Genomic DNA, 22,207 nt, shown 5'->3' on the forward strand with positions numbered 1-22,207 from the left:
GGTTGACAGCCCGTCAGCCGTACGGGACCGAGCCGAGGGACGCGGATGACGAACCGACAGCACCCATCCCCGCCGGACGCCCTCGTGGTGGGCGCCGGCCTCGCGGGACTGGCCTGCGCACTCGACCTCAGCGCCGAAGGCCTCCGCGTGGAACTGCTGGAGTCCTCCGACGGGGTGGGCGGCCGGATGCGCACGGACCGCCGGGACGGGTTCCTCCTGGACCGTGGCTTCCAGGTCTTCAACACCTCCTACCCGCAGGTGAAGAAGCGCGTCGACCTGCGTGCTCTGCGCCTGCGCCCTTTCACCCCGGGCCTCATCGCCCGGACGTCGTCGGGGCGGGTACGCGTCACCGACCCCACCAGGTGCCCGGGGGACGCGGCCCAGCTGCTCCCGGGCCGGGTTCTCCCGGCCCGGGATCTCGCCGCCCTCGCCGCACTCACCGCCCGTGACGCCCTGCTGCCGGCGAAGCGTCTGGGCCGCATGCCCGACCGCACGGCGTCGGACGCGCTCGTCCGCGCCGGGCTGTCCCCGCAGACGATCGAGGAGTTCCTGCGGCCGTTCCTGTCCGGGGTGTTCCTGGAGGAAGGGCTGGAGACCTCCGCGCGCTTCCTGCACCTGGTCTGGCGGAGCATGGTGCGCGGCACGCTCTGTCTGCCCGACCGCGGCATCGGCGCCGTGCCGGCCCAGCTGGCCGCCCGGCTCCCGGAGGGCGTCCTCAGGCTCGGTTCGGCGGTCGCGGAGGTCACGGACGCCGGGGTGCTCCTGACGGACGGCGGTGAGCGGCCGGCCGCGTCCGTCGTGGTGGCCACGGACGCCGTCACGGCCGCCCGTCTGCTGCCGGGGCTGGCTGTGCCCGACAGCCGCACGGTGACCACGTACTACCACGCGGCAGCACGGTCGCCGCTGACCGAACCGACCCTGGTCGTCGACAGCGGGCTCGCCGTCCTGAACAGCTGTGTCCTCACCGAGGTCGCGCCCGGCTACGCTCCCCCGGGGACGGCCCTGGTGTCGACGTCCGTCCTCGGCGCCGGGCCGCCCGGCGGGGACCGGACGGTCCGCGCACGGCTCGCGGAGCTCTACGACACGGACACGAGCACCTGGGAGACGGTCGCCGCCTACACCGTGGAGGGCGCCCTGCCCGCCATGCGGCCCCCTTGGCCCCTGAGCCGTACGACCCGCTTCGCACCGGGCCGTTACGTCTGCGGGGACCACCGGGCGACCGGATCGGTGCAGGGTGCGCTGGCGTCCGGCGGCAGGGCCGCTCGCGAGGTGCTCGCCGACCGCGCGGCCGTGCGGACCTCGACGAGGTGACCGGTCGGCGTGCGGCCGGGCAGGCCGTGAACGGCGGAGTCCCGGGGGCGGTGGACGACGCCGTGGTCGTGGGCGGGGGCGCCGCCGGACTCTGCCTCGCCCACTGGCTCGCCCGGAACGGCACGGCCGTGACACTGGTCGAGGCCCCCGACGGGCCGCTGCGCCCGCCGGAGCGCACCTGGTGCTACTGGGAAGCGGGAACCGGCCCGTTCGAGGAGGCCGTCACCGCGTCCTGGCAGCGGTTGCGGGTACGCGGGACCGACGGCGTCGTGATCGAGTCGGACCCCGCGCCGCTGCGTTACCGCATGGTGCGCTCCGGCCCCTTCGAACGGCTCGTCCACTCCCGTCTGGCAGCGGCCCCCGGTGCACGCCTGGTGCGTGCCACCGTCCACGAGGTGCGTGAAGCGGCCTGCGGCGCGGAGGTGCGCTGCACCACGCCCGGCGGGCGGCCCCTCACCCTGCGCGGCGGACACGTCTTCGACTCCCGGCCGCTGCGGGGCACTCCGCCCCACCGCACGCTGCTGCTCCAGCACTTCCGGGGCTGGTTCGTGCGCACCGCCGCCCCCCGCTTCGACCCCGCGGTGGCCGACCTCATGGACTTCCGCGTCCCTCAGCCCCGCCACGGGCTCGCGTTCGGTTACGTCCTGCCGCTCGCACCGGACCGGGCGCTGGTGGAGTACACCGAGTTCTCGCGCGCCCCGCTCACGACCGGGGCGTACGAAAGCGCGCTGAGGCAGTACACCGGGAGCGTCCTGCGGCTCGGCCGCTTCACCGTGGAGTCGGCCGAACAAGGTGTCATCCCCATGACCGACGCGCGCTTCCCCCGCCGGACCGGCCGCACCCTCTTCCGAATCGGGGCGGCAGGGGGCGCGACCCGTCCGGCCACGGGATACACCTTCGCCGCCGTGCAACGCCAGAGCCGCGCCGTCGCGGCTGCGCTGCACCGGGGCCGCCCGGGTGTGCCGCCGCCGCACGGCCGCCGGGCACTCGCCATGGACGCCGTGCTGCTCCGTGCCCTGGACACCGGGCGGGTGGACGGCCCGCGCTTCTTCACCGACCTGTTCCGCCGTGTCCCCATAGAGCGGCTGCTGCGCTTCCTCGACGGCGGGAGCACGCCGTGGGAGGAGTTCGGCATCGGTCTGCGGACACCGGTGGGGCCGATGCTCCGCACCGCGGCCGAACTTCCCTTCCTCGCCCGCCGGGCCACCGGCCGATCCGAAGAGAGCCACCGATGACCCTGCTGCGGGACCACGACCTCGCACGCGCCTTCGATCACGCGTCGCACACCTACGACCGGCTCACGGCGCTGAATCCTGGTTACCGCTCGGACCTGCTCCGCTCGGCCCACCGGCTGCGGCTGCCGCGCGGCGGCAGGGGGTTGCGGGTGCTCGATCTCGGCTGCGGTACGGGAGCGTCGACGCGGGCGCTGCTGCGGGCCGCACCGTACGCGAGGATCACCGCGGTCGACGCCTCCGCCGGCATGCTGGAGCGGGCGCGGGCCAAGCGCTGGCCACCGAACGTCCGTTTCGTGCACCGGCCGGCCGAGGATCTTCCCACCACCGACGACGACGGTTCGTACGACGCCGTCTTCGCCGCCTACCTCTTCCGCAACGTCGCCGAACCGGGTGAGGTCCTCAAGGCGGTGGGCGCTCTCCTGCGGCCCGGCGGCCGTCTGCTGATCCACGAGTACAGCCTCAGCGGCTCCCCCGCTCACCGGGCGTTGTGGAACGCGGTCTGCCGCGGCGTCATCGTCCCCGCGGGTACCCTCACCGGTGACCGCGCGCTCTACCACCACCTGTGGCGCAGCGTGCTCGCGTTCGACACGGCACCCGCGTTCGCGGAGCGGATCGCCCGGGCCGGGTTCCCGTTCGTGCGGACCGTTCCCGTCGGCGGCTGGCAGACCGGCATCGTCCACGCCTTCCTCGCCCGGAGCGGCAAGGGGCCGGCAGAGCCCGAGGCGTCATGAGGTCCGGCGGGTTCCGCCCCGATGCCGGCCGGCACGGACGCGACCGCAGGGCGGAGGTGCTCCTGCCGGCATCGGGGCGTGCGCGCTTCGCCGGTGACGCGCCGTCGGCCGCGGTGATCGGTGGCGGGATCGCCGGGCTCGCGGCGGCGACCGCGCTGGCCGAACGCGGTGTCCGCGTCACCCTGTACGAACGGGGGGAGAGCCTCGGCGGCCGTCTCGCCGGGTGGCCGGTCGGCCTGGCCGACGGGTCCGGGGCGACGATGAGCCGCGGTTTCCACGCCTTCTTCCGCCAGTACTACAACCTTCGCGGCCTCTTGCGGCGTACGGACCCCGGCCTCGCCGCGCTCACCCCGCTGCCGGACTATCCGCTCAGGCACCGCAACGGCCTGGCGGACAGTTTCGCCCGCGTGCCCAGGACCCCGCCGTGGAGCGCGCTCGGATTCGTCGCCCTCAGCCCCGCGTTCGGCTGGCGGGACCTCGCCGCGATGAACCCCCGCGAGGCGCTGCCCCTCCTGGACGTCCGGGTCCCCGAGGTGTACGAGCGGTTCGACGGGGTGAGTGCGGAGGACTTCCTGCGCCGGATCAACTTTCCCGAGGCGGCCCGCCATCTGGCCTTCGAGGTGTTCTCCCGCAGCTTCTTCGCCGACCCGCGCGAGCTGTCCGCCGCCGAACTGCTGCTGATGTTCCACATCTACTTCCTCGGTTCTTCCGAGGGCCTCCTCTTCGACGTGCCGGGCGAGCCGTTCCCGCAGGCGCTCTGGGAGCCGCTCGAGGGCTATCTGCGGCGGCTCGGCGTCCGGATGCGCACCGGCGCACCGGTCCTGCGTGTCCGCCCGGCCGCCGGCGGTGACCTGACCGTGGAGACCGAGGGCGCGGCCGGCCGCCACCAGGCGGTGGTCCTCGCCCTCGACACGGACGGCCTGCGTCATGTCGTCGCCGCCTCCGGCGAGCTGGGCGAAGCGTCCTGGCGCGCGGACATCGCGGCCCTGCGCACCGCGCCCCCGTTCCTCGTCTCCCGGCTCTGGCTCGACCGCCCCGTGCGCCGGGACCGTCCGGGGTTCCTCGGCACAAGCGGCTACGACGGCCTCGACAACGTCAGCGTCCTCGACCGCTGGGAGGGCGAATCGGCCCGCTGGGCCGCCCGGACGGGCGGATCGGTGGTCGAGCTCCACGCCTACGCGGTCGACGGGAGAGCGGAGCCGAAAGAGGTACAGCGCAGGATGCTCGACCGGCTGCACGAGGTCTATCCCGAGACCGCGGACGCGCAGGTCGTCGACGTCCGCCACGAGTGGCGTGCCGACTGTCCCGTCTTCCCCGTGGGCGGCTACCACCGTCGGCCGGAGGTACGCACGGCCCATCCGCGCGTGGTGCTGGCGGGCGACCTGGTCCGCACGGGTCTGCCCGTCGCCCTGATGGAGCGCGCGGCGACCTCGGGTTTCCTGGCCGCCAACGCGCTCCTCGCCGGATGGGGCATCCGGGGGCAGGTGCTCTGGACCGTCCCGCGCGCGGGACGCTCCCGGGCCCTGCGCGCTCTCGCGGGCCTGGCCGGGGGCTGAGGGGTTCAGCCGGGGAAGCGCCCGGTGCTGCGCAGCGACCAGCGGCGCTCGGCGTAGGCGAGGTCGTCCCGCCACAGCCGGCCGGCCGTGCGGCGCATCAGGGGCCGCAGGGCCGGCTCCGCGGCGCGTGCCAGAGCGAAGCCCCTCCGGTCCGAGGAGGCGACGACGGCCTCGACCACCGCTGTCCGCGGGGGCCCCGCTCCGGGCGCGGTGAGCGGCGTCGCGTGGGTCTCGACCACCGAACCGGCGCCCTCGCCGTCCGTGATGCGCATGACCACCGTGCGCGGTTCGGGCGCGGTGAACACAGCCCGCACCGGCACCACCAGCCGGCCCGCGACCTTGAACGAGACATCGACGGCGAACGCGTCGCCGTCGCCGTCCTCGGGTGTGCCGGCCACTTCCAGGCCGACGAACGCGTACGGATGGAACCAGGACCCGTGCCACGGGTCGAGCCGGTTGGCGACCACGTCCTCGGGTTCGCACCGCCCCACCGCCGTGAACACCGCGTCCACCGCTCCCCGCGGCGCCGGCCGCACGGGCACGACCGGCCGCTCCAGCGGGGGTTCGCCCCCGGCGGCGTCGAGCCGCACCCAGACCAGCACCCCGTCGTCGTGCACCGGAAAGGGCTCCCACCCCGCGAACGGCCCGCCGTCAAGGGCGAGTCCGTGCCAGTGACACCGGAGCGTCCCGCATGACACCCGGCTGTCGCGCAGGGGCGCTCCGAGGTGGGGGCACTCCCCCGGGCCCGCGCGCAGCGCGCCGTCCTGGGACCGCCACAGGACGACCTCCACGCCGGCGATCGTCCGGCCGTACGGGCGGTCTCGCGCGGCGGTCTCCCGGGAGGACCCGGCGACGTACCAGTTGCCCGACGGCCGGGTGGCGGCCCGCTTCAGGGCTTCGGCGATCACGGCGGGCCTCGCGCGCCTCCAGGTCGGCTCCTGGCCCTCCCAGCGGGGGACGCGCCGGACGCGCAGCGGCGGTGTCCATGCCGTCCTTCTCCGTCGGCCGCTCATCGAAGGGACCCTTCCGGGTCGGGCGCCGCGACGGGCGGTCCGGTGCGCATCCTGGCGCCCAGGATCCGTACGAGCCCTCCGGCGGCGGTCACGGCCCGCCGTCTGCGCGGCACCACGGCACGGCGGTGCAGCACCCGGTAGCCGTCGTCGGCGATCGCGTCGAGGATCCCCCGGTACAGGACGAACGCCGTACGGATGCAGGGCCGTACCCGCGGCTCCAGCATCGCGATGCCAGGTTCCGCCTCCCGGTACACGGTGCGGATCATCGCGTCGGCCTCGGCGAACGCGGCCCTGATCCGCGGGTCGTGGCGCCCGCTGCGCCGGCTCCACTCCAGCAGGTGCCGCTCCACCCCGTGGGCGGCGAGCAGGTCCGCCGGCAGGTAGACGCGTCCTCGGTCCAGGTCCTCGCCCACGTCCCTCAGGAAGTTGGTGAGCTGGAAGGCCACCCCGAGGGCAGACGCGTGCGGAGCCGCCGCCTCGCGGGCCACGACCGTCCCGAGCACGGGCAGCATCTGCAACCCGATCACCGCCGCCGAGCCGTGCATGTAGCCGCGGAGGTCCTCGTAGGTGGGATAGCCGGTGACCGTCAGGTCGCTGCGCATGGACGCCAGGAAGTCGGCGAAGAGAGCGTGGTCGATCGCAAAGCGCTCCGCGGTGTCCGCGACCGCCCGGACCACGGGCTCGTCGCCCCCTCCCGTGCGCAGTCCGTGGGCGAGGTCGTCCTCCAGGAGCCTCAGCAGCCGGTCGCGTTCCTCCGGGGGCTGCCGGCGGTCCAGGTCGTCCACGATGTCGTCGGCCCACCGGGCGAAGCCGTACAACGCGTGCACGGCGGGGCGCCGCTCGACCGGCAGCAGCCGGGTGGCCAGGAAGTACGTCCGCCCGTGCTGGGCGTTGAGCTGCCTGCACCGGGCGTACGCGGCGCGCAGCGCGGGCCCGGTGATCCCGGCGGCGTCCAGTTCTCGTCGGGTCATCGGCTCTGCCTCTCGAGGACGGGGGGACGACGGCGCACGCCCGTCGCGCGGGGAGTGCCTGTGATGCGGGCCGCGGCGAGCTTGCCGCTGACGAGCACGGTCGGAACGCCCACTCCCGGTGTCGTCCCGCATCCGGCGAGGACGACGTTGTCGTGGCCGCGTACGAGGTTGCGGGGCCGGAAGGGGCCGGTCTGCGCGAACGTGTGCGCGAGGGAGAACGGGGTGCCCGCCGCGTGCCCCTGGGCCGTCCAGTCCACCGGGGTGACCAGCAGTTCCCGGTCCAGGGACGCCTCGAAGCCGTCGAGTCCGCGGCGCTCCAGCTCGGCCACGAGACTGTCCCGGTAGCGCGGTCCCAGACCGCGCCAGGTGACCGCCGACGGGCCGGTCGTGGTGTTGGGGCAGGGTGCCAGGACGTAGTGCAGGTGCCGGCCCGGTGGCGCGAGTGAGGGGTCGTGAGCCGTCGGCCGGGTGATGAGCAGCGACGGGTCGCTCATCAGGCGGCCGGTGCGGGTGAGTTCGTCGAAGGTGCCCTCCCAGGCGGCGCCGAAGGAGAGTGTGTGGTGCGCGAGTCCTGGCCAGGTGCGGTCCGTGCCGGCGTGCAGGACCACGGCCGACGGCGCGTGGCGCAGTGGCACGGGGCGGCGCGGCTCCCGGCCCAGGAGGCGGTGGACGACGGGGAGGTCCGGTGTGAGGACGACGGCGTCGCAGGTGATCCGTTCGCCCGACGCCAGCCGGACGGCGCGTACGCGCCCCGCCGACCGTTCCAGCGCGCTCACTTCGGCGGACCAGCGGAAGCGGCATCCGGCGTCGGACGCCGCGTCCGCCATGGCGCGCGGGAGGGCGTGCATTCCGCCCTTGGGGAACCAGACTCCCGCGACCGTGTCCATGTAGGCGATGACGGCGTAGGCGGCGAGGGCGCGGGCCGGGGCGACGCCCGCGTAGAGCGACTGGAAGGAGAACACCCGGCGCAGCCGCGGGTCCGAGAGGAACCTGCCGATCTGCGGATCGAGCCTGCCGAAGCCCCCCAGGGCGGCCAGACGTGCCAGGTCCGGGTGCAGGAGCTGGAAGGGGGAGTCGAAGTTGGTGTCGATGAACCGGCGCATCTGCGCCCGGTAGAGCCCTTCCAGCCATGTCCGCAGCCTTCGGTACCCCGCCGCCTCCGCCGCCCCGGCGAACCGGCGCACCTCGGACTCCATGGCGTCACCGTCGGTGTGGACGTCCAGCCCGCTGCCGTCCGCGAAGCGGGCCCGGTAGGCCGGGTGGAGCGGAATCAGCTCCACCCTCCGGTGGAGGCTGTCCCCCACGGCCGCGAAGGCCTCGTCGGCCAGGTGCGGCATGGTGAGCACCGTGGGTCCGGTGTCGATCTGGTACCCGCCCAGTTCCACCCTTCCGGCACGGCCTCCGGGGCCCGCGTCCCGTTCGACCACGGTCACCCTGCGCCCCGCTCCGAGCAGGTGGAGGGCGGCGGCGAGGCCGGACAGGCCGGCGCCGACCACCACCACGTGGTCCGTGGGGCCCCGCATGGTCTTCATTCGCCCTCCCCGCCGCGGACGGCCGCGGTGCCCACGGCCCTGGCCACCAGCGAGGCGAACTCCCGCCGGGCCCGCGCGTCCGCCCCGGTCGCGGCGAAGAGGCGCAGCCCCGAGGCCGATAGAGCGGCGATCTCCTCCTCCACCACGGCCCGCGCGCCCGTGCGTTCCAGGGCGGCTCGCATGAGGTGGACCGTCTCCCCGCCGGGTGCGGCTCCCCCGGGGCCGAGGACGGCCAGGGCGTCGGTGTCGCCCGACTCGGTGGCGAGCCTGTGCGCGACCGCGAGGAGGTAGGTGAGCTTGCGGGCCCGCAGGTCCTCGTCCGTGGGCTTTCCCACGACCGCCGGGTCGCCGAAGGCGCCGAGCAGATCGTCACGGAGCTGGAAGGCGAGTCCCACGCACCGTCCTGCCGCGCGCAGCCCGTCGACGGCTTCGGCACCGGCCCCTGCCAGAACGGCTCCCAGGGCGAGCGGCCGCTCCACGGTGTACAGCGCGCTCTTGAGTGTCGCGATGTTCCTGGCCTGGGCGGGGTCGGAGGCACCGGTCGCCTGCGCCCGAACGTCCAGGTACTGGCCGGCGACCATCTCGGCGCGCATCGCCTTCCACTCCTGGTGCAGCCGCTCGCCGTACGGGGAGGACAGCGCGGTCTCGGTGAGCAGATCGTCGGCCCATGCCAGCGCCAGGTCTCCGGCGAGCACCGCGGCGTTGACCGACCAGGACTCGACGGATCCGTACATCCGGCCCGCGCGGTGCATGCGGGCGAAGTCCGCGTGCACCGCGTGCGCGCCTCTGCGCAGCGGCGACCGGTCCATGACGTCGTCGTGCACCAGCGCACATGCCTGCAGGAGTTCCAGGGCGGCGCCGACCCGCAGGGGCGTCCCGGCGTCACCGGGGCCGCCCGCCGCCAGCCACCCGCACCACACGAAGGACGTCCGCAGCCTCTTGCCGCCACGCAGGACGAACGCGGCGACCCGTGACGCGACCTCCTCGGCGAACACGGGGTCCACCCGCCGCGCCTCGCGCAGTCTGCCTCCCAGGTGCTCCGCGAGGACGGCTTCGACGGCCGCCGCCGCCCCGGCAGCCGTGTGCGGGGCCCTGCCGGTGCCGGCGTTCATGCCGGTCCCCGCCCCTGTGGCCCGTGGCCCGAGCATGGAGCTCCCCTCTCGCCGGTCGTCCGCTTCCGCGTCCACCGGTGCTTCCGGCCGCGAGGATGACCGCGGATGCGCCTATGCCTGCCCGGCGCACGGCCCTGTCGGAGCAGAGTTCACCCGGACGGCGGAGGGAGGGGCCCGGTCCGGATCCGGACCGGGTGGGCGCGGTCGTGTCACTCCTGCCGGGGTACGCCTCGCACGGGGTGCTTGCTCATGATGGAGACCCGGTTGAACGCGTTGATGGTGACGGCCACCCAGATCACGGCGGAGATCTCGTCGTCGGAGAGGGACCGGCGCGCGGTGGCGTAGGCGTCCGTCTGCAGAGCGGCGTCGGCGGGGTGCGTCGTCGCCTCGGCGAGGGCGAGGGCGGCGCGCTCCTGCTCGGTGAACACCTCGGTGTCGCGCCAGGCGGCCAGCACCCCCAGCCGCTGGGCCGTCTCGCCCGCCCGCAGCGCGGCCCGGGTGTGGACGTCCAGGCAGTAGGCGCAGCCGTTGATCTGTGACACCCGCAGGTTGACCAGCTCGACCAGGGTCCGTGAAAGCCCTGCCTCCTGGGCTGCCGTGCGCACCGCTTCGGCCGTGGCGGTCAGAGCGTGGTAGGCCTTCGGGCTCTGCTTGTCCACGTAGACCCTCTTCTCCCCATGTCCTGTCTCCGTGCCGTTCACCCTGGACTCCTCACCGGGACGTGCCGTCCCCCACCGCACCGTGCGCCCGGTCGGACCACGGCTTACCATTGAGCATGATTGTTGAACATGAAAGCATCATGGACGTGCGGGGGGTCTCCCGATGAGCGCCACCGACACGGGCAGCGTCTCGCCGCCGGCGGACGCCGACGGCCGAGGGGGGCCGGTGCCGGACGCCGCTGTCGAGGTGCTGACGCCGCGTGACGTACCCCTGGGCGGCCCCCGGGCGATGACGGTGCGGCGCACGCTTCCGCAGAGGGCCCGCACCCTCATCGGCGCCTGGTGCTTCATCGACCACTACGGCCCCGACGATGTCGCCGGGACGGGCGGGATGGACGTCGCCCCGCATCCGCACATCGGCCTGCAGACCGTCAGCTGGCTGTTCAGCGGGGAGATCGAGCACCGCGACAGCCTGGGCAGCCACGCCTTCGTGCGCCCCGGAGAACTGAACCTGATGACCGGCGGCCATGGGATCAGCCACACGGAGGTGTCCACCCCCGGCACCACGGTCCTGCACGGTGTCCAGCTGTGGGTGGCTCTCCCCGAGGAGCACCGGGACACCGGTCGCGACTTCCGGCACCACGCGCCGGATCCCGTCCACCGGGACGGCGCCGTGATCAGGGTGTTCCTCGGGTCCCTGGCCGGGGACACCTCGCCGGTGCCCACCTTCACCCCCCTGCTCGGCGCCGAGGTCGTCCTCGATCCGCGTGCGACGACGACACTCGACACCGACGGCGCCTTCGAGCACGGACTCCTGGTCGACCGGGGGATCGTCCGCGTGGACGGCACTCGGCTGGGCCGGGCGGAGCTGGGCTACCTCGACCCCGGCAGGACCTCGGTGACCCTCACCAACGAGACGGACGCCCCCGCCCGGGCGGTACTGGTGGGCGGGACGCCGTTCGGGGAACAGATCGTCATGTGGTGGAATTTCGTGGGCCGCAGCCACCAGGACATCGCCGAGGCACGTGAGGAGTGGGAAGCCGCCTCCGACCGCTTCGGCCACGTCGACGGCTACCCCGGCGACCGCATCCCCGCCCCCGCGCTCCCCAACGCCTCCCTCGCACCGCGGGGCAACCCGACACGCCCGAAAGGCAGCACACGATGACGCAGCCCTCCGACCCGATCGTCCGGAACGTGGACGCCAGGCACCGCTACGAGATCCTGGTCGACGGCGTGTCCGCCGGTTTCACCGCCTACCGCGACCGCGACGGGCAGCGCGTCTTCTTCCACACCGAGATCGACGACGCCTTCGCGGGCCGGGGACTGGCCTCCGTCCTCGTGGAACAGGCCCTGGACCACACACGGTCCTCGGACAGGCGGATCGTGCCCGTCTGCCCCTACGTGGCGAAGTTCCTCAAGAAGCACGACGAGTTCGCCGACGTCTCGGACCCGGTCACGCCGGAGATCCTGCAGTGGCTGGAGGCCGCCCTGGCCCGCTGAGATGTCGTCCCCGAGCGGGCCCCCCGGCCGCCGCGTCGGCGGCCGGGGGGCCCGGACGGCACCCTCAGACAGGCCGCAGCTCGAACCAGTCGAACGCCGCGGTGCCCCGGGTGGCGTACATGCCGATGACCCGGCCGGTGAAGCCTCCCGCGACCTCCGTGGTGAGGTAGCGCCCGTCGAGTTCGGCGAGGACCTCGAAGCCTCCGTCCCCGGTCTCGTAGCCCAGACGGAGGGTGTCGGGTCCGCCGGTGCGGAGGCCGGACAGCTCAGCGGCGTCGGCATCTGCGGGCCGTGCGGTGACGGTGGGGGGCAGGACGTCAGTGGTGGTCACGTCGATCCGCAGCGTCACCGGGCCCGGCTCCACAGCCCGTTCGGCCACCGTCCGGCGCAGCGGGCCGATGCGGGCGACGGCGCGCACCAGCCCGCCCTCCGTCTCCACCTGGTAGTGGTGCGCCTCGTCGAGGCGTACGGCGAGGCCGCCCCGGCCGCCCTCGCCGACGTCGACCCGCGTCCGCGCGGCGCAGTCGGGCTCCGACTGCCTCCGCCCCACGAAGAGCACACCGGGCTTCTCCATGCCGTCCGCACGGGCGTGCAGCACCAGGTGGCCGGGGGTCTCGTCGAGGCGTACGGCGTCCGGGTCGTGCCGCCTCAGCGAGACCCAGCGGGGGGCCAGCACCGGGGCGTCGAAGTCGTCGCGGTCCGGTTCGGCGGGCCAGGGGTGCGGGTCCAGCCGCGGCGCCGGGGCCCTGAGCTCCAGCGGGCCCGGCAGCGGCCACTCGTCCTCCCACCGCACCGGCACCAGGAACGTCTCCCGGCCCATCCCGTGGAACTTCGGGGTGTCACCACGTGGCCGGGTACCCAGCAGCACCATCCACCACGTGTCGTCGTGCGCTCGCACCAGATCGCCGTGGCCCGTGTTCTGCACCGGGTGACCGGTGCTGCGGTGCGACAGGACGGGATTGTCCGGGTGCGCTTCGTAAGGGCCCGTCAGGGTGCGCGCCCTGGCCACCGACATGGCGTGACCGCGCTCGGTGCCGCCCTCCGACAGCAGCAGGTACCACCAGTCGCCGATCCGGTAGAGGTGCGGGCCCTCGGGGTACTGCAGACCGCTCCCCGACCACATCTCCACCGGCTCACCGAGCACCTCGCCCGTCTCCGGCTCGATACGCACGGCGCGGATCCCGTCGTGGGAGAAGACGCACCAGCAGTTCCCCTCGTCGTCCCAGGCCAGGTCGGGGTCGATGCCGGGGATGCCGACCGGCACGGGGTCCGACCACGGGCCGGCGGGATCGTCTGCGGTCACCAGGATGTTGCCGTCGCCGGCCACCACCGTCGTGATCATCCAGAAGCGGCCGTCGTGGTGGCGCAGCGTCGGGGCGTACACCCCGCAGGAGGACGGGGCCGTGTCGGGCAGCGACAACTGCGAGGGCCGGTCCAGTGCGTGCCCGATCAGCCTCCAGTTGACGAGGTCCCGGCTGTGCCACAGCGGCACCCCGGGCACGTATTCGAAGCTGGAGGTCGCGACGTAGTAGTCCTCGCCCACGCGGCAGATGCTCGGGTCCGGGCTGAAGCCGGGGATCACGGGATTGTCGAAGAACACCATGGTCTGTCCTCAGAGTTCGGGGAGCCTGGACCGGGTCCCGCGGACATGATCGTTGAAGCGCTTCGACGATGACACCGGGGTACAGGGGTGTCAATAGATCCTTCTGGAATCGGGACCTTCACCAACGGCAGAGCAACCCAGGCGGAGTTCGCACCTCCAGGGCGACGCATGGTGAGGCGAGCCCGGTCGAAGCGCTTCAACGTGTCTCTCGCCGAAGATGCTCGGCCGCCCGGAGACCTCGCACGCCCCAGGCGTTTCAAGCACCGGCGTTTCGGCCAACTCGTACCGCTCGGCAAGGGCCCCGGCACGGCGAACAGGGCTCGGAGGCCTTGCGGTTCAAGGACCCCCGATCGTCCGGAATCGAGCGCGTTCGAATCCCGGGACGCGTCGTTAGGACGTGTACCGCCGAGCCTGCCAGGCGCGGCACGGACCTCAGGAGAGATGCAGAGTGACCGTGACCGACCCCTCAGCCGCACACGCCGGCACACCTCCCCCGCCGCCTCCGGCCGCCATCACCTTCGAGGGCAAACACGGCAAGAACCCCCTGGCAGGAACCAGTTTCGGGGCACTGTGCAGACGGCTGCCCGCGATTCTCGTGCACGCGGGACGCAGGACCTGGACCGTCGACAGGACCGGCGCCCTGCTCCTTCTCGGCTGCCAGCTCCTCACCGGGGGCGCGGCCGCCACCGTGCTCGCGTTCACCGCGCGGGCCATGGCGCACATCCTGGCGTCCGGACCTGTTTCCGAACGACTGCACGCCGCACTGCCCGATCTGGTCATGGTCGGCGCGGCGGCCGGCGTCGGTCGCGTCAGCGGCGCCCTGTCGTCCTACGCCGACGCGCGGATCACCCCGCTGCTGACGACCGAGGCGGACATCGCGCTCGTCTCCGCCGTGTGCCGCGTCGAGGCGTCCGCGTACGGGGAGGACGGGTTCGCCGACCGCCAGGAGGCCGCGGAGGTCGGTGTCACCCGCACCCGGATGATGGTGCAGGACGCACAGCGGTTCATGTCGGCCCTGGTCCGCATGATCGCGGCGGCCGGAGTGATCACGGCGCTGCACTGGATGATGATGCCGCTGCTCCTGCTCGCCGTCCTTCCCGCCGGTTTCGGTGCCGTGCTGGCGGCCCGGGTGGACTACGAGACCCACTACACCAACGTGGGTGACCGCAACGTGCGTTCCATGATGCGCTGGTGGGCCACGTACTCCCGTCACGGGGACGAGGTCCGGGCGAACGGCATGACGGGCTACCTCGTCTACTGGTACCGCGCCCTGTCCGACCGGATCGACCGGCGCACGCTCGCCGCGGCGCCCCGCATGCTTCGCATCACCCTGGCCACCAGCTCCCTCGGCGGTGTCTTCCTGCTGGGCACCTGGGCCGCACTCGCGTGGCTGGCGGTCTCCGGGAGCGTCGCCCTGCCCGTCGCCGCCACCGCGGTCGTCGCCGTCCAGACCGCGCTGGCCGCGCTCTCCCAGTTCGTCGTCCACGGCGCGGCGCTCTTCCACACGTCCCTGTACCTGGCGGACATGGAGACCTTCCTGGAGATGGCGGCCGAACGCGCCCCCAAGCGGGGCGGCGCGTCCGTTCCCGACCGGGTGGACGAGATCCGGCTCGACGAGGTCGTCTACCGCTACCCCGGCAAGGACGAGCCCGCCGTGGCCGGCGTCTCGCTCACCTTGCGGCGCGGCGAGATCCTGGCGGTCGTCGGTGAGAACGGCTCGGGCAAATCGACCCTGGCCAAGCTCATCACCGGCATCCTGCTGGCCGACAAGGGCCGCGTCCTGTGGGACGGCACCGATCTCGCGCAGGCGGACCCCGAAGCGGTATGGAAGCGCACCGCCCTCGTGCCCCAGAACTTCGCCTGCTGGCCGCTGCGCACACGCGAGAACATCACCCTCGGCCAGCCCAGGACGTACGACGACGGCCCGGTTTGGAAGGCCGTCGACGCCGTCGGCATGCGCGAGGCGGTCGAGAGACTGCCGCAGGGGCTCGACACGCTTCTGGCACGGGAACTCTGGGGCGGGGCCGAGCTGTCCGGTGGCCAGTGGCAGAGGCTCGCGTGCGCGCGGGCGCTGTACCGGCGGACGCCCCTGCTGATCCTGGACGAGCCGACGTCGCAGATGGACCCGCGCGGGGAGCACCAGATCTTCCTCGAGATCAAGCGCATCGCGGCCGAGTGCATGACCATCGTCGTCACCCACCAGCTCGAGAACACGCGGCTGGCCGACCGCGTCGTCGTCCTGCGCGAGGGACGCGTGATCGAGCAGGGGACCTACGAGGAACTCGCGCACGGGGGAGGACTGTTCGCCGAGCTCCTCGCCCTCGCCAAGGACCGGTAGAGCCACCTGGAGGGCTGGGTCCCGTGCCCTGATCGGTGAGGTGAGCGGACCGCACGGCCGTCCTCCGCGCTGGTCGTCGCGGAGGACGGCCTGCCCTCAGGGCACCCGGTCCTGAGGGCAGGCCTCCGGTCCTGAGGCCGCGCCACCGGCAGGACTCACCCGGGACAGCCCGCGCCTCAGTACGGAACGGCCGTCAGCGGAGTTCCAGCTCACCCACCGTCTGGTCACCGCTCGTCTCTCCCGTGGGCCGGAACCCGAGTCCCAGGTAGAAGCCCTCGGGGCCGTCCTCGCCCGGGTGCCAGGTCGTGGTCAGGCGGGTGCCGCCGCGTCGGCGGATCTCGGCGGCCACGGCCTCGACCGCGAAACGGCCGTAGCCCCGGCCCTGTTCACCGGCGGCGATGTTGAGCCGCCACAGGCCCGAGCGGATGTCGGTGCCCGTGCCGTCGCCCGCGAAGTCGATGCCGTGGAAGGCCATGAGGAAACCGACGAGCCGGTCGCCGTCGAAGAGGAGACGGGGCCAGGCGATGCCCGGGTGCACGTACGCCTCGGCGAGTGATTTCACCACCGGAGCTACCAGGTGCTCCTGGTCGGGGCGGACCTTCAGGCCGATCGCGCTGTCGATGTTGGCAGCGGTGACCGGTTCCAGCCGGAGCGGAGTCGTCATTCGGAAACCGTAAACCGGCTGTCAATCGGTTTCCCGGCGCGGTCGCTCCTCACCCGGACGGTTCTCGCCCGGTCCCACGCCCCGCGCAGGGCCCCGAAGCCGCCGGGCACGCGAATCCGAGTGCGGGATCGCCAGGGAGAGACGCAGACTGCGGGCATGGACGGACAAGCCTTCGAAGCCTCACCCCTGCCGTCGCCGGCGCCGCCGGTCGGCCTTCCGGGGTTCCCGCCCGATGCACGCCTCCTGATCGTCAACTGCGACGACTTCGGGATGTACCCCGCGGTCAACGCCGCGGTGATCCAGTCGATCGAGGAGGGGATCGCCGCTTCCTGCAGCCTCATGACCGTGTGTCCGGCGGCGGAGGACGCCATGCGGCTTCTCGGGCGGAGACCGGGGATTCCGTTCGGGATCCACCTGACCCTCGTGTGCGAGATGCCCCACCGGCCGTGGGGACCCCTGACCGCCAGGGAGAAGGTGCCCTCTCTGCTGGATCCCTCCGGCGATCTCTTCGAGCCGACCCCCGCCGGACGCGCCGCGCTGCTCGGCCGGGCCCGGGCCGACGAGGTCGAGACCGAGTTCCGCGCGCAGATCGACGCCGTTGCCGACGCGGGGCTCTCCCCGACCCACCTGGATTTCCACTGTCTGGCGGACGGGGGACGCGACGACATCCTGGACCTCACCGTGGGGCTGGCCGCGGAGTACGGCCTCGCCGTGCGCGTCTGGCTGGAGCCCGGCCTGAGCGCGATGCGCCGGCGGGGGCTGCCCGTCGTCGACCACGCCTTCCTGGACAGCTTCTCCCTGGGGACCGAGGACAAGCCGGCCCGGTACGACCGGCTGCTGCGCGACCTGCCGGCCGGGCTCAGCGAGTGGGCCGTCCATCCGGGACTGGGCACCCCGGAGGCGCGGGCCCTCGACAGCGGCTGGCAGGTACGGCACACGGACCACGCGTTCCTGACCTCGCCGGAGGCCCGGGAAGCCGTGGCCCGGGAGGGCATCACGGTGCTCGGCCACCGGGACCTGCAACAGGTCTGGGCCCGGCGCGCCCCGGGGCCGGGTTTCAGCGAGGGACGGGTCGGACACGCGCAGCAGGAGCGCTGATGATCCCGGGCCTCGTCGACGCACGGCCACGCCTCGGGGGCACGCACCACGTGTCCCCATGCGGAGAGTACGGGTGCGCGCACGCCTCGCACATCTGCGACCACTGGGGCATATAAGCCTGTTTGCTCCGATTGATGTCGGGTACGCCGCAGAGAGGGCGGGATGCAGCACGCCGAGCCGCACGGCATCGGCTGAACCGCGAACCGCGGGCCGTATTCCGGCGGAGTCAGGCGGAGTGTCCGCCTTCCGTCCGGAACACCGCGGATCCCCGGACACCCGAGACACCGACGTAAGGAGCCGTTCATGCCCTCAGTACCCGCTCTCAAGCTCAACAACGGTGTGGAGATCCCGCAGCTCGGCTTCGGGACCTTCCAGATCCCTCCGGAAGACACCCGCGAGACCACGCTGGCGGCCCTGAAGGCCGGCTACCGGCACATCGACACGGCGCAGATGTACGGCAACGAGAAGGAGGTCGGCCAGGCGGTCCGGGACTCCGGTCTCGACCGGGCGGACGTCTTCGTCACCAGCAAGCTGGACAACGGCGCCCATGCCTACGACGACGCCCTCCAGGCGTTCGAGGGCACGATGGAGAAGGTGGGACTGGACTATCTGGACCTCTTCCTCATCCACTGGCCGCTGCCCGACAGGGGCGACTTCGTGGAGACCTGGAAGGCCCTGGAGGAGATCTACCGGTCGGGCCGCGTCAAGGCGATCGGGGTGTCCAACTTCCAGCCGCACCACCTGCGCCGCCTGCTGGACGGCAGTGTGGTGGTGCCCGCCGTCAACCAGATCGAGGTGCACCCGTATCTCACCCAGGACGCCGTGAGGTCCTTCGGTGCCGAACACGGCATCGCCACCGAAGCCTGGTCACCCATCGCCCAGGGCAAGGTGCTCGACGACCCGGCGCTCATCCGGATCGCGGACCGGCTCGGCAGGTCGACGGCGCAGGTCACCCTGCGCTGGCACCTGCAGCGTGGTGACATCGTGTTCCCCAAGTCGGTGACGCAGCGGCGCATCGAGGAGAACTTCGACCTCTTCGACTTCGAGCTCACCGAGGGGGACATCGGCGAGATCAATGCCCTGAACCGCGATGAGCGCACCGGATTCGACCCCGACCGGTTCAACGGCTGAGCCCCGTCACAGCCGGTGGAGACGAGAGGACCCGCCCCTCGACGAGGGGCGGGTCCTCCGGTGTGGGCGGACGGGGGGCAGTGCGCTACTTCAGGGCGGGCGGCGCCGCGTCCGCCGAGGTGCCCCACCCGGAGGGCTCCGAGCCGACCTCGAAGGTCAGGTCGCGCGTGCCGCGGATGTCCCCGGTGGTGAGGTAGGTCTTCCCGTACGCCTTCCCGTCCGTCTTCGCGGACCGGATGTAGCGCGCCGAGTCGGAGGTGCCCGGAGCCTTCACCGTCAGCCGGCCCTTGGGGTAGTACCGCCGGTCCAGGGTGAGGTCCACCCGCTCGAACACGGGGGTCGACAGGCCCCAGGTGTCCGTGCCCGGCTGGACCGGGAAGATCCCGATCGAGGACAGGACGTTCCAGGCGGACATCGTGCCCAGGTCGTCGTTGCCCGTCATGCCGGTCGGGGCGTCGGTGAAGAGGGTGAGCGCGGCGTGCACCACGTCCGTCGTCTTCCAGGGCTGGCCCGTGGAGAGGTAGGTGTAGGGGGCGATCAGGTCGGGTTCGTTCTGCGGGTTGTACTTGTCCGCGTTGTAGTAGTCGTACGGCCCGTTCACCCACACCTCGCGGGCGGTCTTCGCCGGGTCCTGGAGCAGCTGCTCGTAGGCGAAGAACGAGTCGAGGCGTTCGTTGGCGGAGTCGGTGCCGCCGATCAGCGACACCATGCCGGGCAGGTCCTGCGGGACGAGCCACTGGTACTGCCAGGACGTGCCCTCGTGGAAGCCTTCGCTCTGGGCCGGGTCGACGGGGCCGGTGAAGGCACCGTTCTCGTCCCGGGCGCGGAAGAAGCCGGTCGAACTGTCGAAGATCTTCCGGTAGTTCTGCGCCCGCTCGGCGTACCGCGCGGCGTCGTCCTCGTGCCCCAGCTCCTTCGCCATCTGTCCGAGCATCGCGTCGGACAGCGCGTACTCCAGGGTCGCGGAAGCGCCGTGGTCGTAGTCGGAGTCACCCGGCTTCACGTGGGCGCGGCCCTTGATGTACGGCGCGAAGCCGTCGGCGAGGTACTCCTTGTTGGCCTCGCGGCCCACGGGTGCGGAGTCGGCCGGGGGTACTCCGTCGGCGTTCTTCTTCAGCGCCCGGTAGGCCTGCTCCTCGTATCCCTCGAGGAGGCCCTGCTGGTAGGCGTTGGTGAGGAAGGGCGTGACGGGGTCGCCGGTCATGATGTTCGTCTCGACCGTGCCGTAGCCCCACTTGGGCAGCCAGCCGCTGTCCTGGTCGATCTTCAGGACGGAGATCGCCATGTCACGGGACTCGTGGGGTGCGAGCAGGGACAGGAGCTGGGCCTGGGTGCGGTAGGTGTCCCAGAGCGACCAGTTCTGGTAGTAGGTGAAGCCCTTGGCCCGGTGGGTCTTCTGGTCCCAGCCGGTGTAGCGGCCGTCGACGTCGCTGCCGATGTTCGGTGCGAGGAACGAGCGGTAGAGGGACGAGTAGAAGGTCCGCCGCAGGGTCTCGCTGCCGCCCTTCGCCTCGACGTCGTCGAGCCGGTCCTCCCAGGCGGCCTGCGCGGCGCGGGCTACCCGGTCGTACGAACGTCCGCCCTCGGCGCGGAGGTTGAGGGCCGCACCCTTGGCGTCCACGTACGAGATCGCGGTGGTCGCCTCGACGGTGCGGTCCCTGGTGGTGTCGAAACGCAGGAAGGCACCGTTGCGCTCGGCGGCCGCCGACGAGGCCTTCGAGCCCTCGGTGACCGTGTCGCCCTTCCAGGTGCCGGAGGTGGTGAAGGGCCGGTCGAAGCGGGTGATCGTGTACACCGTGTACGGCTTGGTGTCCTGGCAGAAGCCACTGCCCGTGATCGCGGTGCGAACGGTCCGGTTGTCGAGGATCTCGACGTCGGTCTTCAGGGTCTTGTGGAGTGACTGCCCCGCGTTGACGAGGACGTTGGCCTTGTCCGTGGCGGGGAAGGTGTAGCGCTGCACACCGGTGCGCTCGGTGGCGCTCAGCTCGGCCTTGATGCCCGTCCCGAGGCCGACCTCGTAGGTGCCGGGGCTCGCCTTCTCGTCGTCGTGGCTGAACTCGGCCGCGTACGAGGCGTTGTCCGTCGACGTGATGTCGCCGGTCGTCGGAAGCACCGGGAGGTCACCGCCGAGGCCGCAGCCCACGCCTGAGATGTGGACGGTGGAGAAGCCCCGGATGTGGGTCTCCGAGTAGTCGTAGCCGGTGTTGTGCCCGGTGTCGGGCGAGAACTGCACCATCCCGAAGGGCACCGCGGCGCCCGGATAGGTGTTGCCCTCGTTCTCGGTTCCGATGAACGGGTTGACGAGATCGGTGAGACGACCGCGCTCGGCGTGTCCGCCTCCTTCCGCGGCGGCGGGTGCGGCGACGGCGCCGCCGAGGAGGGCGGCCGCGGCGGCCACGGCCCCCGCACCGCGGATCCAGTGGGTCCATCTCATGGAATGAGCGCCTCTCGAGACGTAGACAACGTTGTCATGCGCACTGCGCGATCATTCTTGGCCCGCTTGCGTGTACTCGTCAAGGGTTACGGCGCACCTCGCCCGCCGGGGCGGCCGTTCACCGCGCGTCTCTACGGCCCACTCCCGGAATCGCGCGCTCCGTGCTGCCTGGTCAGCCGTCCGCCCTCCTCCGGATCCGGACGGAGCCCACCCCGGGCGCAGGCGCAGCCCCTTGCCGGCGGACCGCTTCCGCGTGCGGGGCGGCGCTTCCGGCTCCAAGGTCGGAAGAGGACGCGGAGCCTGCCCGGCCGGGGCCCGCCCGCCGTACCCCGGAGGCGATGCAGTGACCCCGAACCGCACCACGACAGGGCTGGTGTCGCACGCGCCGCAGAACGAGAGCGACCTGCTCCCGCGGTGGACACTGCTCGCGCCACTCGCGCTGGTGGTGCTCGCGCTGGCGGTGGATCTGCCCTGGCCCGGGGAGTTCAGCGGGGACGTGTTCCTGATCCTCAGCTCGATGATGGCGGCCTGTGTGTACTCGCTGCGGGCCGTGGTCGGGGTCGCCGTCCTCAACAGTCTCGCCGGACTGATCCTGATGTTCGCGAGCCACCTGTCGTCCGACGGCCGTCACGCGGTGGTCGACTACGTCGCCATGGTGGTTCTCGCCTGGGCGTCCGTGCCTCTGTGCCGGCTGCGGCTCTCCTTGCGACGCCGGCTCCAGGGCGCCGAGCGGGTGGCGGAGAGCGCCCAGCGCGCCGTCCTGCCGCCCGTCCGTGCCTGGTGGGGGAAGACCTGGATCGCGGTGCGCTACGAAGCCGCCTCCGCCGCGGCCGCCGTCGGAGGCGACCTCTACGCGGCGGAGCACACCCCCTACGGTGTGCGCCTGCTCATCGGTGACGTACGTGGCAAGGGGCTGAACTCCATTCCCAGCGTCGCCGCGCTCGTGGGCAGCTTCCACGAGGCCGCTCACCACACCCCGACCCTGCCGGAGCTGGCCCGCCATCTCGACGAGGCGGTGACCCGCCACACCCGGGAGACCGCCGCGGTCGACGGTGGGACCACCGTGAGCAGTGAGCACTTCGTCACCGCGGCCATCGCGCAGATCCCGGACGACGGCACGGAGGTCCGCCTCATCAACCGGGGTCACTGTCCGGCCTACCTCATGAGCGGGAGCACCCTGCTCGCCTGGGAACCGGAGCATCCGGGACTGCCCCTGGGGCTCGGCGAGTTCGACACCGGCCCGTGGACCGACGAGACGCGGCCCTTCGGCCCCGGACATCTGCTCCTGCTGTGCACGGACGGACTCCTGGAGGCCCGTG

General features: G+C 72.6%; 17 protein-coding genes and 1 pseudogene. 10 read left to right on the top strand and 8 right to left on the bottom strand.

Going from position 1 to position 22,207, the window contains the following annotated elements; all coding sequences use genetic code 11:
- The first annotated feature begins 45 nt into the window (after positions 1-45).
- The 4 genes from ACIRJR_RS30650 to ACIRJR_RS30665 are packed head-to-tail and all read left to right on the top strand — an operon-like array spanning position 46 to position 4,833.
- The gene (locus tag ACIRJR_RS30650) at positions 46-1,311 is read left to right on the top strand and encodes an NAD(P)/FAD-dependent oxidoreductase (protein ID WP_403786610.1); all 1,266 of its coding nucleotides are present in this window, start codon (positions 46-48) and stop codon (positions 1,309-1,311) included.
- Entirely contained in the window at positions 1,308-2,546 is a 1,239-nt protein-coding gene (locus tag ACIRJR_RS30655) for a lycopene cyclase family protein (protein WP_403786612.1), read from the top strand. The genes ACIRJR_RS30650 and ACIRJR_RS30655 overlap by 4 nt, the downstream gene beginning before the upstream one ends.
- Complete coding sequence (locus tag ACIRJR_RS30660) at positions 2,543-3,277, top strand: methyltransferase domain-containing protein (protein WP_403786614.1); 735 nt, start codon at positions 2,543-2,545, stop codon at positions 3,275-3,277. Before ACIRJR_RS30655 ends, ACIRJR_RS30660 begins: the two co-directional genes overlap by 4 nt.
- Positions 3,274-4,833: an FAD-dependent oxidoreductase gene (locus ACIRJR_RS30665; protein WP_403786616.1), complete on the top strand. Its 1,560-nt coding sequence runs from the start codon at positions 3,274-3,276 to the stop codon at positions 4,831-4,833. Before ACIRJR_RS30660 ends, ACIRJR_RS30665 begins: the two co-directional genes overlap by 4 nt.
- Before the next feature lie 5 nt (positions 4,834-4,838).
- Here the strand turns inward: ACIRJR_RS30665 and ACIRJR_RS30670 are convergent, their stop codons facing one another.
- The 5 genes from ACIRJR_RS30670 to ACIRJR_RS30690 form a co-directional block, all read right to left on the bottom strand.
- Positions 4,839-5,846, bottom strand: coding sequence for a DUF5914 domain-containing protein (locus ACIRJR_RS30670; RefSeq protein WP_403786618.1), 1,008 nt, complete (start codon positions 5,844-5,846; stop codon positions 4,839-4,841).
- On the bottom strand, positions 5,843-6,817 hold the full coding sequence (locus ACIRJR_RS30675; RefSeq protein ID WP_403786620.1) for a phytoene/squalene synthase family protein: 975 nt from the start codon (positions 6,815-6,817) through the stop codon (positions 5,843-5,845). The genes ACIRJR_RS30670 and ACIRJR_RS30675 overlap by 4 nt, the downstream gene beginning before the upstream one ends.
- Positions 6,814-8,349 carry a phytoene desaturase family protein gene (crtI, locus tag ACIRJR_RS30680; RefSeq protein ID WP_403786622.1) on the bottom strand — a complete coding sequence of 512 codons (1,536 nt, stop codon included), beginning with the start codon at positions 8,347-8,349 and terminating at the stop codon, positions 6,814-6,816. Before crtI ends, ACIRJR_RS30675 begins: the two co-directional genes overlap by 4 nt.
- Positions 8,346-9,497 (bottom strand): polyprenyl synthetase family protein, encoded by a 1,152-nt coding sequence (locus ACIRJR_RS30685; protein ID WP_403786624.1) that lies wholly within the window; start codon positions 9,495-9,497, stop codon positions 8,346-8,348. Before ACIRJR_RS30685 ends, crtI begins: the two co-directional genes overlap by 4 nt.
- Before the next feature lie 173 nt (positions 9,498-9,670).
- Positions 9,671-10,162 carry a carboxymuconolactone decarboxylase family protein gene (locus ACIRJR_RS30690; protein WP_403786626.1) on the bottom strand — a complete coding sequence of 164 codons (492 nt, stop codon included), beginning with the start codon at positions 10,160-10,162 and terminating at the stop codon, positions 9,671-9,673.
- A gap of 121 nt (positions 10,163-10,283) precedes the next feature.
- Between ACIRJR_RS30690 and ACIRJR_RS30695 the strand changes: the two genes are divergently transcribed.
- On the top strand, positions 10,284-11,285 hold the full coding sequence (locus tag ACIRJR_RS30695; protein WP_403786628.1) for a pirin family protein: 1,002 nt from the start codon (positions 10,284-10,286) through the stop codon (positions 11,283-11,285).
- Positions 11,282-11,620: a GNAT family N-acetyltransferase gene (locus tag ACIRJR_RS30700; protein ID WP_403786630.1), complete on the top strand. Its 339-nt coding sequence runs from the start codon at positions 11,282-11,284 to the stop codon at positions 11,618-11,620. The genes ACIRJR_RS30695 and ACIRJR_RS30700 overlap by 4 nt, the downstream gene beginning before the upstream one ends.
- A 64-nt stretch (positions 11,621-11,684) precedes the next feature.
- Here ACIRJR_RS30700 and ACIRJR_RS30705 read toward each other — a convergent pair whose 3' ends face one another.
- On the bottom strand, positions 11,685-13,223 hold the full coding sequence (locus tag ACIRJR_RS30705; protein WP_403786632.1) for a glycoside hydrolase family 43 protein: 1,539 nt from the start codon (positions 13,221-13,223) through the stop codon (positions 11,685-11,687).
- 448 nt (positions 13,224-13,671) lie between these two features.
- Here ACIRJR_RS30705 and ACIRJR_RS30710 point away from each other — a divergent pair, with 448 nt between their 5' ends.
- The gene (locus tag ACIRJR_RS30710; RefSeq protein ID WP_403786634.1) at positions 13,672-15,561 is read left to right on the top strand and encodes an ATP-binding cassette domain-containing protein; all 1,890 of its coding nucleotides are present in this window, start codon (positions 13,672-13,674) and stop codon (positions 15,559-15,561) included.
- Between the two features lie 193 nt (positions 15,562-15,754).
- On the opposite strand, the gene ACIRJR_RS30715 is transcribed toward ACIRJR_RS30710, so the two are convergent.
- Positions 15,755-16,225: a GNAT family N-acetyltransferase gene (locus ACIRJR_RS30715; RefSeq protein ID WP_403786636.1), complete on the bottom strand. Its 471-nt coding sequence runs from the start codon at positions 16,223-16,225 to the stop codon at positions 15,755-15,757.
- A gap of 156 nt (positions 16,226-16,381) precedes the next feature.
- Here ACIRJR_RS30715 and ACIRJR_RS30720 point away from each other — a divergent pair, with 156 nt between their 5' ends.
- On the top strand, positions 16,382-17,323 hold the full coding sequence (locus ACIRJR_RS30720) for a polysaccharide deacetylase family protein (RefSeq protein ID WP_403786638.1): 942 nt from the start codon (positions 16,382-16,384) through the stop codon (positions 17,321-17,323).
- Between the two features lie 303 nt (positions 17,324-17,626).
- On the top strand, positions 17,627-18,454 hold the full coding sequence (locus tag ACIRJR_RS30725) for an aldo/keto reductase (protein ID WP_403786640.1): 828 nt from the start codon (positions 17,627-17,629) through the stop codon (positions 18,452-18,454).
- A gap of 85 nt (positions 18,455-18,539) precedes the next feature.
- Here the strand turns inward: ACIRJR_RS30725 and ACIRJR_RS30730 are convergent, their stop codons facing one another.
- The gene (locus tag ACIRJR_RS30730) at positions 18,540-20,888 is read right to left on the bottom strand and encodes a GH92 family glycosyl hydrolase (RefSeq protein ID WP_403786642.1); all 2,349 of its coding nucleotides are present in this window, start codon (positions 20,886-20,888) and stop codon (positions 18,540-18,542) included.
- A 652-nt stretch (positions 20,889-21,540) separates the two neighbouring features.
- Between ACIRJR_RS30730 and ACIRJR_RS30735 the strand changes: the two are divergent.
- Positions 21,541-22,191: pseudogene (locus ACIRJR_RS30735) on the top strand (PP2C family protein-serine/threonine phosphatase); the annotation flags it as partial.
- Positions 22,192-22,207: the final 16 nt, after the last annotated feature.

Source organism: Streptomyces sp. NPDC102402 (assembly GCF_044765765.1).
Taxonomy (GTDB): domain Bacteria; phylum Actinomycetota; class Actinomycetes; order Streptomycetales; family Streptomycetaceae; genus Streptomyces.

Excerpts from the sequence above, each read along its gene's own strand:
- ACIRJR_RS30650 (WP_403786610.1), top strand. The coding sequence starts at position 46 with ATGACGAACCGACAGCACCCATCCCCGCCGGACGCCCTCGTGGTGGGC.
- ACIRJR_RS30660 (WP_403786614.1), top strand. The coding sequence starts at position 2,543 with ATGACCCTGCTGCGGGACCACGACCTCGCACGCGCCTTCGATCACGCG.
- ACIRJR_RS30665 (WP_403786616.1), top strand. The coding sequence starts at position 3,274 with ATGAGGTCCGGCGGGTTCCGCCCCGATGCCGGCCGGCACGGACGCGAC.
- ACIRJR_RS30670 (WP_403786618.1), bottom strand. The coding sequence starts at position 5,846 with ATGAGCGGCCGACGGAGAAGGACGGCATGGACACCGCCGCTGCGCGTC.
- ACIRJR_RS30675 (WP_403786620.1), bottom strand. The coding sequence starts at position 6,817 with ATGACCCGACGAGAACTGGACGCCGCCGGGATCACCGGGCCCGCGCTG.
- crtI (WP_403786622.1), bottom strand. The coding sequence starts at position 8,349 with ATGAAGACCATGCGGGGCCCCACGGACCACGTGGTGGTGGTCGGCGCC.
- ACIRJR_RS30685 (WP_403786624.1), bottom strand. The coding sequence starts at position 9,497 with ATGCTCGGGCCACGGGCCACAGGGGCGGGGACCGGCATGAACGCCGGC.
- ACIRJR_RS30695 (WP_403786628.1), top strand. The coding sequence starts at position 10,284 with ATGAGCGCCACCGACACGGGCAGCGTCTCGCCGCCGGCGGACGCCGAC.
- ACIRJR_RS30700 (WP_403786630.1), top strand. The coding sequence starts at position 11,282 with ATGACGCAGCCCTCCGACCCGATCGTCCGGAACGTGGACGCCAGGCAC.
- ACIRJR_RS30705 (WP_403786632.1), bottom strand. The coding sequence starts at position 13,223 with ATGGTGTTCTTCGACAATCCCGTGATCCCCGGCTTCAGCCCGGACCCG.
- ACIRJR_RS30715 (WP_403786636.1), bottom strand. The coding sequence starts at position 16,225 with ATGACGACTCCGCTCCGGCTGGAACCGGTCACCGCTGCCAACATCGAC.
- ACIRJR_RS30720 (WP_403786638.1), top strand. The coding sequence starts at position 16,382 with ATGGACGGACAAGCCTTCGAAGCCTCACCCCTGCCGTCGCCGGCGCCG.
- ACIRJR_RS30725 (WP_403786640.1), top strand. The coding sequence starts at position 17,627 with ATGCCCTCAGTACCCGCTCTCAAGCTCAACAACGGTGTGGAGATCCCG.
- ACIRJR_RS30730 (WP_403786642.1), bottom strand. The coding sequence starts at position 20,888 with ATGAGATGGACCCACTGGATCCGCGGTGCGGGGGCCGTGGCCGCCGCG.